9 protein-coding genes are annotated in these 13,197 nt (G+C 72.4%); 3 read left to right on the top strand and 6 right to left on the bottom strand.

Features of this window, described 5'->3' with window-relative positions; translation table 11 throughout:
- Positions 1 to 12: 12 nt before the first annotated feature.
- Genes HD597_RS44385 through HD597_RS44400 form a run of 4 tightly spaced genes read right to left on the bottom strand, consistent with a single transcriptional unit; the run spans position 13 to position 3,551 of the window.
- Positions 13 to 864, bottom strand: a complete 852-nt coding sequence (locus HD597_RS44385) for a type II secretion system F family protein (protein ID WP_253752007.1) — start codon at positions 862 to 864, stop codon at positions 13 to 15.
- A 5-nt stretch (positions 865 to 869) separates the two neighbouring features.
- On the bottom strand, positions 870 to 2,165 hold the full coding sequence (locus HD597_RS44390; RefSeq protein ID WP_253752010.1) for a TadA family conjugal transfer-associated ATPase: 1,296 nt from the start codon (positions 2,163 to 2,165) through the stop codon (positions 870 to 872).
- Complete coding sequence (locus HD597_RS44395; RefSeq protein WP_253752013.1) at positions 2,162 to 2,878, bottom strand: CpaE/TadZ family protein; 717 nt, start codon at positions 2,876 to 2,878, stop codon at positions 2,162 to 2,164. Before HD597_RS44395 ends, HD597_RS44390 begins: the two co-directional genes overlap by 4 nt.
- Position 2,879: 1 nt before the next feature.
- Positions 2,880 to 3,551, bottom strand: a complete 672-nt coding sequence (locus HD597_RS44400) for a hypothetical protein (protein ID WP_253752016.1) — start codon at positions 3,549 to 3,551, stop codon at positions 2,880 to 2,882.
- A gap of 301 nt (positions 3,552 to 3,852) precedes the next feature.
- On the opposite strand from HD597_RS44400, the gene HD597_RS44405 reads away from it, so the two are divergent.
- Together HD597_RS44405 and eccB are read left to right on the top strand one after the other, a co-directional pair.
- The gene (locus HD597_RS44405; RefSeq protein WP_253752019.1) at positions 3,853 to 8,721 is read left to right on the top strand and encodes an FtsK/SpoIIIE domain-containing protein; all 4,869 of its coding nucleotides are present in this window, start codon (positions 3,853 to 3,855) and stop codon (positions 8,719 to 8,721) included.
- Positions 8,722 to 8,793: 72 nt separating this feature from the next.
- A complete protein-coding gene (gene eccB, locus HD597_RS44410) occupies positions 8,794 to 10,203 on the top strand; it encodes a type VII secretion protein EccB (protein WP_253752022.1) in 1,410 nt (469 codons plus the stop codon).
- A gap of 96 nt (positions 10,204 to 10,299) precedes the next feature.
- Here the strand turns inward: eccB and HD597_RS44415 are convergent, their stop codons facing one another.
- Together HD597_RS44415 and HD597_RS44420 are read right to left on the bottom strand one after the other, a co-directional pair.
- Entirely contained in the window at positions 10,300 to 11,079 is a 780-nt protein-coding gene (locus HD597_RS44415; protein ID WP_253752025.1) for a hypothetical protein, read from the bottom strand.
- A gap of 14 nt (positions 11,080 to 11,093) precedes the next feature.
- The gene (locus HD597_RS44420) at positions 11,094 to 12,152 is read right to left on the bottom strand and encodes a hypothetical protein (RefSeq protein ID WP_253752028.1); all 1,059 of its coding nucleotides are present in this window, start codon (positions 12,150 to 12,152) and stop codon (positions 11,094 to 11,096) included.
- Between the two features lie 130 nt (positions 12,153 to 12,282).
- Between HD597_RS44420 and HD597_RS44425 the strand changes: the two genes are divergently transcribed.
- Positions 12,283 to 13,197, top strand: a complete 915-nt coding sequence (locus HD597_RS44425; protein ID WP_253752031.1) for a M23 family metallopeptidase — start codon at positions 12,283 to 12,285, stop codon at positions 13,195 to 13,197.

Genomic DNA, 13,197 nt, shown 5'->3' on the forward strand with positions numbered 1-13,197 from the left:
CCCTCCGGGGCGTCAGCCATCGCCGCCGCCCCCTCCCATGAGCAGCCGCGTGGGCTTGTCGAACCTGGCCAGCCGCCGCATCCAGGCGAACCCGGCGCCGAACAGCCCGGCCACGACGACCAGCACGGCCTGGCCGAGGTAGCCCTCGTACTCCTTGACGTACTCGGGGTTGAACAGCACGAGGATCCCGGCGAAGACCAGCGCGGTGATCACCACGATCTGCACGCTGCGCCTGGTCGAGCGGCGCTCGGCCTCGACGCGGCGGCGCATGTCGAGCTCCTCGCGGGCCGAGACGGCCAGCGCGCCGAGCACGTCGCGCAGGCCGGGGCCGCGCAGCTTGGAGTTGAGGATGAGCGCGGCGACCACCAGGTCGGCCGAGGGGTCGTCGAGCTCGTCGGCGAAGCGGGCCAGCGCGTCGGGCAGCGCCATCCTGGTGTGCAGCCGGTCGATGAGGGCGCGCAGGTGCGGCCTGAGCATGGGCGCGGCGGCCCTGATGGAGGACGGGATGGCCTGTTCGAGCCCGGCGGCGCCGGCGATCGTGTCGCGCAGCGACTCCGTCCAGGCGGCCAGGCCCTCCAGGCGGCGCATGGCGGCACGTTCCTCGGCCGCGCCGCCCGCCAGGCCGCGCCAGGCGAAGACCAGCAGCACCGTGCCGACGGCGACGACCGGCCAGCCGGTGATGATCAGGACCATGGTGGCGGCGACCGCCGCGACGGCGCCGCGGGTGGTCACCAGCTTGATCAGGTCGCTCTTGGGCCGGGTGGGGCGGGGGCGCAGGCCGTACAGGGACAGGACGAACAGGAACAGGCCACCGCCTGCGATCGCGCCGGCCAGCAGCGCCAGTGGGTCCATGGAGAACGGCATGCCTCTCACCAGCCTCCGGGGGTGTAGCCGTGGGCGGCGAGCTCCTCCAGGCAGGAGATCGGGGCGTGCGGGACGGCACCGCCGTCGGGGCCCGGCACGAACACCTCGCTGGACAGCACGCGGCCGTCGCAGCCGTTGACCTCGCGGATGCTGGAGACGTAGCGGCGCAGCCGGCCGCCCACGTGGTAGTCGTTGCGCTTCTCGATGAAGACCACGAAGTCGATGGCGCCGGCGATGAGCATGTGGGTGGCGTCGATGGGCAGGCGCTCGCCGGCCTGGAGGGCGTAGGTGGAGATGCGGTTGAAGACCTCCATGCTGGAGTTGGCGTGGATGGTCGACAGGGAGCCGTCGTTGCCCTGGGTCATCGCGTTGAGCATGGTGACGATCTCGTCGCCGAGCACCTCGCCGACGATGACGCGGCTGGGGTTCATGCGCAGGGAGCGGCGGACGAGCTCGGCCATGGAGATCTCGCCCTGGCCCTCGGAGTTGGGCAGGCGCTGCTCGAAGGCGACGACGTTGGGGTGGAGCTCGGGGAACTGGTCGAGGCCGAGCTCCAGGGCGCGTTCGACGGTGATGAGGCGCTCGCTGGGCGGGATCTCGTTGGCCAGGGCGCGCAGCAGGGTGGTCTTCCCCGCGTTGGTGGACCCGGCGATCATGAGGTTCTTGCGGGCGCCGACGGCCGCTCTGAGAAACCGCCCGACGTCCTGACTTATCGTGCCATTGCCCACGAGATCGGACATGAAGACCTTGCCCAGGCGGGCGCGGCGGATCGACACGGCCGGCCTGACCGTGACGTCCATGACCGCGCTCAGCCGGGAGCCGTCGGGCAGGCGCAGGTCGAGCTGCGGGTTGGCGGTGTCGAACGGCCTGCTCGACAGCCCAGAGTACGCCGCCAGGATCTGGATCAGCTCGATCAGCTCGTCGTCGGAGTCGGCCACCGGGTCGTGCATCAGCTCCTGGCCGTCGGCGTAGCTGACGAACACCCTGTCGCAGCCGTTGATGTCGATGTTCTCGACCTCGCCGTCGTCGAGCAGCGGCTGCAGCCGGCCCACCCCGAACAGCGCCGCGTGGATGCCGGCCGCGAGCGCCTCTTCCTCCTCCACGGTGGGCGGCGTGCGGCCGAGGCCGATCTCGCTGCGCGCGTGCTCCTCCAGCACCTGGGAGATCAGTGCCCTGGCGAACTGGCGCTCGTCCTCCCCTGTCATCGGGGGCAGGCCGTTGGCCTGGTCGAGCCGGCGCTGGTGGGCCAGGCGGTCGCCGACCTCCTGGCGGAAGCGCTTGACGAGCGAGTGGTCGATCATCGGTGGCTCACCAGCCTCGCCGCCAGGTCCCTGGCCGTACGGACGAGCAGCGAGCGGTCGAGCCGGCCGCCCCACTGGCCGCGCAGCAGCTCGGCGCCCTTGGGGTCGTAGGCCAGGCCGTGCACGAACTGCACGCTCGGGCCGACGATCCTGCGCACGTCCTCGATGGAGCCGCGGTAGTTGCGCGGGTCGGCGATGACGACGACGCCGTGGGCCTTGGTGATCTGCAGGCGCTCGCGCAGGTGGGCCACGTGGTCGAGGGTGGCCCTGGTCAGCAGCACGACCTGCTCGGCCTCGGCGATCAGGTCGGCGAGCTGCGGGTGCGCGCCCAGACGGCCGCAGTCGGCGATCACGTCGGCGTTCGGGATGGCGGCCAGCGACCTGCCGAGCGGGCCCCACAGCCAGGTGAGGCCGGCGGCCTGCTCGCCGTGCGTGAGCCCGGCCAGCACGTCGAGCCCGCCGACGATCTTCTGGGTGTGCTGGTGGATCTGCGCCGCCTCCAGCCCGCGCCGCGCGGTGGCGCCCAGCGTGAGCAGCCCCTTGCCGGGGTTGAGCACGCCGCCGCCCGCGGCGGGCAGCCGGTAGGCGAGGTCGCCGCCCGCGGGGTCGCATTCGGCCAGCAGCACGGGGCGGGGCCAGACGGCCGCGAGCGCGGTGGCGGCGGTGGTCACGCCGGGCGCGCCCTTGTCGGCGGCCAGTACGATCAGCGCCACGTCAGCGTGCCCCCGGGAGCTCGGCCACCGCGACCTGCCCGCTGGAGGCGGCGGCCACGATCTCCGGCGCCGCCGGGGCCTCGACGACCACGGTGATCTGGCCGGAATTTCCCGTTCTCGATCTGTCTCCGGCGGAGAAGACGAGCGCGTTCGCGGCGAGCACCCGGCTTTCTCCCTCGCTCGCCCTGCTCGGCACGAATATCACCTGGACGCGGTCGCCCTCCTGCACACCGGCGGGCATTTGGCCGGGTTTGAGCGCCAGCCCGACCGTGGCCTTTCCCTGCCCCAGCTCGGAGGTCGTCTCCGCCCCCATCTCGCTGATGAACAGCGTGCCGGGCAGGATCGTGACGGTCGCGAAGCTGTTGAGCACCTTGTTTCGCTGCGACCAGGAGACGTAGTCGACGCCGTCGTTGGCGATCTTCACTTCCTCGATCGCCTCCTTGGTGAACTGCTGCCCCGCGCCGACCTGCTGGATGACGCGGATGGCGGAGACGCGGTCACCGCTGCTCAGCACGAGCAGGGTCGTGGCCAGCGCGCCGCCCAGGATGAGCAGGACGGCCAGCGCGGCCAGCGCCGGCTTGCGTTCCCTGGGTGGGACGGGGAGCTTGCGCGAGGCCGGCCCGGACAACCCCGCCGCCGCGTTGGCGGCAGGCTGCTTTTCACTGGTCCTCATGGGTGGGGGGCTCCCGAAGGTGAATTGCGGAATTCACGCCATTATGTGGGGATCATCCGAGTGGCGGAGGCGGAATTCGCGGACCCATGCTTGTTTCGCAGGTGACATGATGTCAAGCGGAAATAATCAATGCCTATTGTTTCTACCGAGTTGACGGATACTGATTTATCCGTTTAGTCGCCTCTTCAATAACTCCTGTCACATCCACCCCCCGGCCATGCCATTGACGTCAACCGGCGCTCCCCGCACCGCTCCTGGCGCTACCTTTGGCGCCCGAAGCCGACCGAGGAGAGACGGCACCATGCGGATCATGCTCACCGTGATCGGCGGGCAGGGCGACCGTGACGTCGTGATCGACGGCGACGACGGCGCCACGGTGGCGAGGCTCAGCGAGGAGCTCAGCGACCAGGGCCCGCTGGCGGAGGTCGTCCGGCTGCCCAAGGCCAGGGCGCCGTACGGCATGGCGGCGACCGGCGACGGCCCCCGCGTGCCGCGCCCGCGCAGGCCCGAACGGTCCGACATGGGGCCGCCCGCGCTGTGGCGCGACGGCCGCCCGCTCGACCCGCTCGCCCCCGTCACCGCCGTGCTGCGCGACGGCGACAAGGTCACGCTCGACGCGCACCTGGCCCGCGCCACCGTCGTCGAGGAGCCCGGCGGGGTCGCCGAGGTTCGGGTGGTGGGCGGTCCCGCCGCCGGGGCGGTGCACCGGCTCGGGCTGGGCGTGCACGTCATCGGCTCCGACCCCATGTGCGCGGTGACGGTCCGCGACCCGGCGCTGGCACCCGAGGCGGTGACCGTACGCGTGACGCCGGAGGCGATCACCGTGGAGCGCGCCTGGCGACCGCCCGCCGACGCGCCCAGGCTGAAGCTCAAGGGGCGCTGGGCCGAGGAGGTCGCCGAGCTCACGGCGCGTACGGCGGAGCGGGAGCGCGCCGAGCTCGCGGCCGGCTACGGCGAGGTGCCCGAGCTCGACGGGCAGCCGCTCACCGATCCGGTCGAGTGGCCCGACCAGGCCGTGCTGACCTGCGGGTCCTCGGTGTTCGTGCTGACCTCGATCGAGCCGAGGGACGCCCACCTGGCGCCGCGCGGGGAGGGCGGGGTCGCCTACAACCGCCCGCCCAGGCTGCGGCGGCCCGAGCCGCGGCGCGCGTTCGTCCGGCCGAAGGAGCCGACCAGGAACGAGGGGCTGCGCCTGCAGTTACTGGCCGCCCTGCTGCCCGCCGTGCTCGGCCTCACCCTGGCGATCGCCCTCAAGCAGCCGTTCTACCTGCTCGTCGCCCTCATGACGCCGGTCATCATGATCGGCCAGTGGTGGAGCGACCGCCGCCACGGCAAGAAGCAGCACAAGAAGGCGCTCAAGGAGCACCAGGAGAAGCTGCGCGCCTACGACGAGGACGTGGAGCGCGCCCGCGTCGCCGACGAGGCGGCGCGCAGGGACGACGCGCCCGACCCCGCCCGGGTGCTGCTGACCGCCACCGGGCCGCGCAGGAGGCTGTGGGAGCGCCGGATCCACGACGCCGACTCGCTGCGGCTGCGGGTCGGGCTGGCCGACCTGCCCGCCGGCCTGGAGCTGTCGGAGGAGCAGGGCGGGCGCATCGAACCGCCGATCTGCCGCTCCGTGCCGGTCGCGCTGCCCATGCGGCGGCTGGGGGTGGCGGGCGTGACGGGGCACCGTACGGCCGCGGCCGGCCTGACGAGCTGGCTGGTCGCGCAGGCCGCCACCCTGCACAGCCCGCGCGACCTGGCCATCGTGATCGTCTCCGCGCACCCCGACGCCGAACGGCAGTGGGGCTGGATGCGCTGGCTGCCGCACTGCGCGCCGCGCGCCGGGGAGGAGTGCGTGGCGCTGGTGGGCGCCGACCCCGACTCCGCCGCCCGCCGGGTCGCGGAGCTGGCCGCCCTCATCGACGAGCGCCAGAACACCGCCATCCCCGAGCTCGGCAAGGTCCCCACCGGCTGGGACGACCTCGGCGGGCCGGAGAAGCCCTCGTTCTCCTCCTACGACGTGCGGCCCTACGACGTGCTGGTGATCCTCGACGGCGCCCAGGTGCTGCGCGGCCTGCCGAACATGCCGCAGGTGCTGCGCCAGGGGCCGCGCTGCGGCGTGTTCACGCTGGCCGTCGACGAGGACCAGCGGCTGCTGCCCGAGGAGTGCCAGACCGTGGCCGAGTGCGGCGCCGACGGCCTCGTACGCCTGCGCGGGGGCGGCCTCGACGTCATCGGCCCCCTGCTGGGCGACCTCGTCTCCCCCGCCTGGTGCGACCGCCTGGCCAGGGCGCTGGCCCCGATCCGCGACGTGAGCAGGGACGATCCGGGCGGAAACCTCCCCGACGCGGCCCGCCTGCTCGACCTGATGGGCCTGACCGTGCCGTCCGGGGCGGAGCTGGCCGCGCGGTGGGGCGAGCGAGGCAGCACCGAGGCGCTGATCGGGGTGGGGCCCGACGGGCCGTTCACGGTGGACCTGCGGCTCGACGGCCCGCACGGGCTGATCGCCGGCACCACCGGCGCCGGCAAGTCGGAGCTGCTGCAGACGATGATCTGCTCGCTCGCCGTGGCCAACCGGCCCGACCAGCTCACGTTCGTGCTGATCGACTACAAGGGCGGGGCGGCCTTCAAGGAGTGCGTACGGCTGCCGCACACCGTGGGCATGGTCAGCGACCTCGACGGCCACCTGACGCAGCGGGCCCTCGACTCGCTGGCGGCCGAGATCCGGCGGCGGGAGCGGCTGCTGGCGGCCGCCGGGGCCAAGGACATCGAGGACTACACCGGGCCGGGGATGCCGCGGCTGGTGCTGATCATCGACGAGTTCGCGGCGCTGGTGGCCGAGCTGCCCGACTTCGTGGCGGGGCTCGTGGACATCGCGCGGCGAGGGCGGTCGCTGGGGATCCACCTGATCCTGGCCACGCAGCGGCCCGCCGGGGTGGTGACGGCCGACATCCAGGCGAACACGTCGTTGCGGATCGCGTTGCGGGTGACCGAGCCCGCCGAGTCGGCCGACGTCATCGATCTGCCGGATGCGGCGCACATCTCCAAGTCCACGCCCGGACGGTGCTACGTGCGGTCGGGGGTGGGGGCGGCCGTGGCCGTGCAGACGGCCAGGGTCGGCGGCCGCAGCCCGGCCCCTTCCGCGCCGGGCGGGCATGGCGCGGGCGGGCCGATCGCGCCACGCGGCGGCGCCGGCTCGAACGGCAACGGCCCGCCGAGCAGCGGCCCCCCGGGAGGCGGCCTGACGGGCGGTGGCGAGTCGGGGGGCGGGAGTCTGCGGGTGCTCGACGTGGGGTGGCGGGCGCTGGGCAGGGCGCTGCCGCCGCCTCCGCGTCCTGACGAGGAGGGCTCCACGACCACGGACCTCACGCTCGTCGCCGACGCCCTCATCGAGGCCGCCAGGCTGGCCGGCGTGCCCGCCCAGCCGAGCCCGTGGCTGGACCCCCTGCCCACTCACCTCGTTCTCGACCTCCCCTGCGAGGCTCCAGAGGAGGCTCCGGAGGCGGGCGGCGAGGTGGAGGCGCTGCCGTTCGGGATCACCGACCGGCCCTGGGCGCAGGACCGGAGCCCGCTGGCGCTCGACGTGGCCCACGGCGGTCACCTGCTCATCGCCGGCGCGGCCCGCAGCGGGAGATCGACGGCCCTGCGCACCATCGCGGGCTCGATCGCCGCGCACGCCTCCCCCGAGGACGTGCACCTGCACGCGGTGGACTGCGGCTCGGGCGCGCTGCTGCCGCTGGTGGCCATGCCGCACTGCGGCGCGGTGGTGACCCGCGACCAGCTCGACCGGGTGGAGCGGCTGCTCACCCGGCTGCGCGAGGAGGTCGGCCGGCGGCAGCAGCTCCTGGCCGAGGCCGGGCACGCGTCGCTGGCCGAGTACCGGCAGGCGGGGCATCGGGTGCCGTGGCTGGTGTTCATGCTGGACCGCTGGGAGGGCTTCGTCGCGGCGTTCGAGAACTACGACTACGGGCGGCTGATCGAGGCGGTGCTGCAGCTCCTGCGGGAAGGGCCCGCGGTGGGGCTCAGGGCCGTCGTCAGCAGTGACCGGTCCGGGTTGCTCGGGCAGGTCTCGACGGTCTTCGACGACCGGTTGCTGCTGCGGCTGTCCGACAGCGCGGACTACGGTCTGGCGGGGTTCCCGCTCAAGGGGCTGCCCGCCACCATGCCGCCCGGGCGGGCGCTGTCCATGGGCGAGCACGGGATCGTGGAGCACCACATCGCGCTGCTGGCCGCCGACCCGGCGGGCCCGGCGCAGGTGGCGGCACTGCAGTCCCTGGCCCGCGCGTCGGGATTCGGCGACACCGCCTTCGGGGCGGAGAGCGCCGCCGACCGTACGTCCGGAGCCCTTGGGGTGAAGAGCGCCGGCGACCGCACGTCCGGAGCCCTTGGGGCGGAGGGCGGCGCCGGCCACGCCTCGGAGGGCAGCGCGGCCAAGCGGCCCGGTCGCTCGCATGCCCTCGGAGCGAGCAGGGGGTCCTGGCGCTGGGGCGGGGCGCCGCCGTTGCGGGTGGACGCGCTCCCGATGCGGATCACCGCCGCCCAGACGCTGGACCTCGATCCGGAGTTCGCGCCGCCGTCGCCGCTGTGGGCGCTGGTCGGCGCGGGCGGGGACGCGCTCGCGCCGCTCGGCATCGATCTGCAGGCCCAGGGCCCGGGCGCGGTGATCGCCGGGCCGTCCCGCTCGGGCCGCTCGTCGACGCTGATGACGGCCGCCCGCTCGCTGATCGCCCGGGGCACGCCGGTCGTGGCCGTCGCGCCCAGGCGCAGCCCGCTGCGCGAGCTGGAGGGCGCGCTGGCCGTGCTGAACGGTGACGCCACGAACCTGCTGGAGCTGGTGGCCGAGCACGACCACTACGTGGTGCTGGTCGACGACGCCGAGCTGGTGAACCCGGACAGCCCGCTGGGCACGGCGCTGGAGGAGGTGATCCGGACGGGCCGCGACGGTGACCACGGGTTGCTGATCGCGGGCGCGACGGGCGATCTGGCCGTGGCCTACCGCGGATTCGTGGCGGAGGCCCGCAAGTCCCGTACCGGGGTGCTGCTCGCCGTGCAGGGGCAGACCGACGGCGACCTGTTCTCGATCCGCCTGCCGCGTGGAGCGGGCGGCGGGCCGTCAGGGCGCGGCCTGCTCGTGACGACCGGCACCATCACCCAGGTTCAGGCGGCCCTGCCGGACAACGGCTGACATTAAGGCGGATGACCGAAACTCCCCTATGTGCGCGTTCTATGCTGATGCCGGCGACACGTGGGGAGAGAGATGCAGACCCGGAAGGACCTCTACCAGGCGCACAAGCTGATGCAGCAGCGCCTGGGGATGGCGCTGCTGCAGGCGGAGCCGGACGTGCCCGAGTCCCCGATGCGACGGCACAACGTGGCCATGTTCTGCGGCATCATCGTCGCGCTGCTGGTCACGGCGGCGTTCGGGATCTGGGGGCTGATCAAGCCCGGCGCGGCGACGAACCTGGAGGCGGCAGGGCAGCTCCTCGTGGAGGAGGAGACCGGCGCCAAGTACGTCTACAGCCAGGAACAGAAGCGCCTGCTGCCGGTCGCCAACTACGTCTCCGCGCTGCTGCTGCTCGACTCCACCAACTTCGAGGTCAGGAACGTCACCGCGGCCTCGCTCGCCAAGTACCCGCGCGGGCCGCTCGTGGGCATCGCCGGCGCCCCTGACTCCCTGCCGCCCAGGGAGAAGCTGATCAAGGGCCCGTGGTCGGTCTGCGTGACCGAGGCGCCCGACGCGACCGGCACGGCGGTCCCGTACGTGACACTCGTGGGCGGCGACGCGGTCGGCGGCACGCCGATCGGCACCGGCGCGCTGGTCGTCACGAACGGCCAGGAGAACTGGGTGGTCTGGAACGACCAGCGGATGAAGACCGGCGACGCCGGCGTGCGGGTGCTCAACGCGCGCCCGAAGCGGGTGCCCTCCACCTGGATCAACGCCGTTCCGGTCGGCCCCGACTTCAAGGCGCCCGGGATCCCCGGCATCGGCAAGAAGACGCGCGGCCCCGACGGCCGCACCGCCGCCATCGGGCGCGTCTACACCGTGAAGGGCGTCGGCGGCGCGCCCGACCGCTGGTACGTGCTGCTCGCCGACGGCCTGGCCACCGTCAACGTCACGCAGGCCACGCTGCTGCTGGAGGAGCCCGGGCTCAAGCGGGCGTACGGCGGGAAGGCGGCCATGCCCCTGGAGCTCGACGCGGCCACGGCCAACTCCGCGAGCAGCGGCCGCACCCTCACCGTGGGCGGCATGCCCACCAGCCTGCCCCGGCCGGTCGCCGCCTCGTCGTCGCCGCTGTGCTCGGTGTACGCCGACACGCAGAACGGCTCGGCCAAGGCGAGGGTGACGGTCGGCGGCACCCTGGTCATCCCGGCGCCCAGCGTGCGGGGCGACCAGGAGCACTTCGACCAGGTGCTGATGCCGGCGGGCTCGGCGGTGCTGGGCGGGCTGCTGCCGGGCGACGGCCAGAAGGCGTCGGTCCAGACCTACTTCCTGATCAGCGACCAGGGCAGGCGGTACCAGCTTCAGTCGGGCGAGCAGATCAACAAGCTGGGGTACGGCGCGGAGGACGTGGCGCCGATCCCCGGCAACCTCGTCCACCTGCTGCCGGAGGGGCCGGCGCTGGACCCGCAGGTCGCGCGTTCGCCGCTGCAGGTCACCGCCCAGTGACCGCCCAGAGACCGCCCAGGGGTCGCCCAGAGACCGTACAGGGGTCGCCCGGAGACCGTGCAGGGGCCGGGCGGCCCCACCGGGTGACGGCCAGGTCTAGATGAAGGCGCTCATGCCGCCCGTGCCGGTGGTGGGCATGCTCGGCAGGCCGCCGTTCTTGGGCTGCAGGGTGCCCACGCCGGTGGCGTCGTTGCCGACGTACTCCAGGGCGGCCGGCGCGAAGTCCGGGCGGGGGCGGCTCTGCTCGATGAACTGGCCCAGCGACATGCACATGAAGTTGATGGCGCCCACGAGGACGGTGAGCATCGCCACGGACTTCAGCTGCTTGCCCATCAGGCCCCTCACCACCATGCCCACGCGGGTCAGCGCCACGAAGATCGCGAGAGCCATCGCCGCCTGGACCCCGGGCCAGGGGGAGAAGACGGGCATGAGCTTCTTCCAGCCGCCGAGCAGCAGCATGAAGCTGGCCGCGATCGTCGACACCTCCGCGGCCCAGTGATAGGCGTTGGCGAGGCTTCCCACGCCCTGGCCGACGCCCTGGTGATACTGCCCCGCCTTGTCCAGCTGCTCGATCAGGATGTCCAGCGAGGCGATGAACGCGTCGCAGGCGGGCCCCTTCCACCACTCCTGTTCGAGGCACTCGTCGCGCAGGGCGCGGACCGCCTCCTTGACGAGCGCGATGTTCATGTCGCCGTCGCCCTCGGGATTGCTCCACCGCTCGGCGGCCAGCGCCATGCTGTGCGGGTTGGACACCATCGTGCCGATCATGAGCGCGATGTTCCTGGCCATCGGGTACTCGTACAACATCGCGGCCGCGGCGGTCGCCGTCGTGGCCGCGTAGATGAACTGCCCGCGATCGCTACCTGTGCCGAACATGTGATTCCTGTCTCTCAGACCTCGCCGATCACGGGCGGGGCGATGTCGATGTCGTCCACCCAGTCCGCCTCGTCGCCGCGCACGTAGTCGGGCTTGTCACGCTCGTTGTTCTGGTCGCCGCCGGCGCCGCCCATGGGAGGCATGAAGGGCATGCCCGCCATGCCCATGCCGTTCATGCCGCGAGCCGAGGCGGGGCCGGCCGCGGCGGGCTGCTGCACGGTGCCGGGCGAGACGCCCGTGGGACTGCCGGGGGAGAGTCCGGGACCGACCGTGGTGGTGTTGCCGGGGACGGAGGGGGTGGGGATCGTGCCCAGTTTCGAGGGGTCGAAATTGGCCAGGTCGGTCTTGGTGGGGTCGGTCGGCAGGGAGGTGTTCGGGACGGTGGGGACGCTGGGGACGTTGTGGTTGAGCTGGTCCTCGATGGACGGGGTGGTGGGCAGCGTGGTGTTCGGGTCCGGCAGGTCGGTGTTCGGCAGGTTCGGGTCCGGTGCGTTGGGGTCCGGCAGGTTCGGGTTCGGCGCGTTCGGGTCCGGCAGGTCGGTGTCCGGCAGCTTGGAGTCCGGGAGCTTCGAGTCGGGCAGCTTCGAGTCGGGCAGCTTCGAGTCGGGCAGCTCGGAGCCGGGGAACTTGGAGGACGGCAGGTCGCCGGTCTTCGGCATGCCGGTGCCGAGCGAGGCCGGGTCGATGCCCGGGCCGGTGCCGGGCCCGGTGCCGGGGCCCGCGTAGGGGTCGGTCTTGATGATGCCGTCGTTGTCCTTGTCGGCCTTCTGGTAGTTCTCCTCGAGCTTGGCCAGCGCCGTCCGGTAGTCCGACAGGACGTCCCTGGCCGTCTTGAGCGTGTTGTGGGCGTTGTCCTTGAGCTGGTCGTGGGCGTGGTTGAGGCCCATGCCGATGACGCCGAAGGCGGGCGGCTCGACGCGGATGCCGCCGACGTTCTGGGCGATGGCGTTCATGTTGGGGGCCTGCTCGCCCAGGTCCTGGCCGGTCTGCTTGATGCGGCCGTCCTCGAACTGGATCGTGGCGCCCGCGAGCGAGCCGCCAGCGTACGGGGCGCCTCCGGTGTCGGTGGCCATGCACACCCTCCCAGCCCATAAATCGTGTTATGTCCGGACCTGGCTACGATATCGACAGAAATCAACTTCTTGCGTGAACAATCAGCCAATGATCTAGACGCCTGCATGATCCGGATGGCAGCCTTTCCGCATGCGGATCAAGACCCTGATAGCAGGCGCGTGCGGCCTGGCCGTACTGCCTCTCACCGGCGTGGGCACGGCGGATGCCGCAACGGCCGCCTCCCCGCTGCAACTGCCGTTCCCGTGTGGCGAGACCTGGGTGGGCGGCGGCGGGAGCTCCAAGCACACCTCGGGCTACGAGATCGACTTCAACGGCAGAGCTGACGACGGCAACGCCGACCTCGGCAGGACGGTCGTGGCAGCGGGCGCCGGCACGGTGATCATGTCGGAGTACCGGCGGACGGACGGCTTCGGCAACGTCATCAAGATCCGGCACTCGGACGGCACCGTGACCCTGTACGCCCACCTGAACGCCCGCTCGGTCTCCAAGGGCGCCAGCGTCCGCCAGGGCCAGAAGATCGGCACGGTGGGCAAGTCGTCCGCCAAGTACAAGCTGATCGCCCACCTGCACTACGAGCAGCGCACGTCGTCCGGCAGCATCGTGCCCGCCAAGTTCAACGGCACCACCTACCGCTACCCGAACCAGACGCTGACCTCGCGCAACTGCGGCGCAGGCGGCACGCAGACGCAGACCGGCAACAGCGGCAACAACGGCGGCGGCGGCAACCCGTACTCGGCCGCGCAGGTCTGCGGCTCCGGCTTCAAGCAGATCGACTCGCAGAACCTCGGCTCCGCGGGCAAGGTGGTGCTGCTCTACTCGGCCGCCACCGGCCAGAACTGCGTCACGACGCTGCGCAACAGCGGCTCGGGCAAGGCGGCCGTGCAGGCGTACCTTCAGGTCCAGGGCAAGGCCCGCAAGGCCGACTCCGGCAGCTACCAGTACTACGCGGGCCCGGTGAAGGACACCGCGCGCAAGACCTGCGTGAAGTGGGGCGGAGCCATCGGCTCCGCCAAGTACGACAGCCCGCTCGAGCACTGCGACTGA

This window comes from Nonomuraea thailandensis, from assembly GCF_024172165.1.
Classification (GTDB): Bacteria; Actinomycetota; Actinomycetes; order Streptosporangiales; family Streptosporangiaceae; genus Nonomuraea; species Nonomuraea thailandensis.

Coding starts and splice junctions, on each gene's coding strand:
- HD597_RS44415 (WP_253752025.1), bottom strand. CDS start 11,079: ATGTTCGGCACAGGTAGCGATCGCGGGCAGTTCATCTACGCGGCCACG.
- HD597_RS44385 (WP_253752007.1), bottom strand. CDS start 864: ATGCCGTTCTCCATGGACCCACTGGCGCTGCTGGCCGGCGCGATCGCA.
- HD597_RS44400 (WP_253752016.1), bottom strand. CDS start 3,551: ATGAGGACCAGTGAAAAGCAGCCTGCCGCCAACGCGGCGGCGGGGTTG.
- HD597_RS44390 (WP_253752010.1), bottom strand. CDS start 2,165: ATGATCGACCACTCGCTCGTCAAGCGCTTCCGCCAGGAGGTCGGCGAC.
- HD597_RS44420 (WP_253752028.1), bottom strand. CDS start 12,152: ATGGCCACCGACACCGGAGGCGCCCCGTACGCTGGCGGCTCGCTCGCG.
- HD597_RS44405 (WP_253752019.1), top strand. CDS start 3,853: ATGCGGATCATGCTCACCGTGATCGGCGGGCAGGGCGACCGTGACGTC.
- HD597_RS44425 (WP_253752031.1), top strand. CDS start 12,283: ATGCGGATCAAGACCCTGATAGCAGGCGCGTGCGGCCTGGCCGTACTG.
- eccB (WP_253752022.1), top strand. CDS start 8,794: ATGCAGACCCGGAAGGACCTCTACCAGGCGCACAAGCTGATGCAGCAG.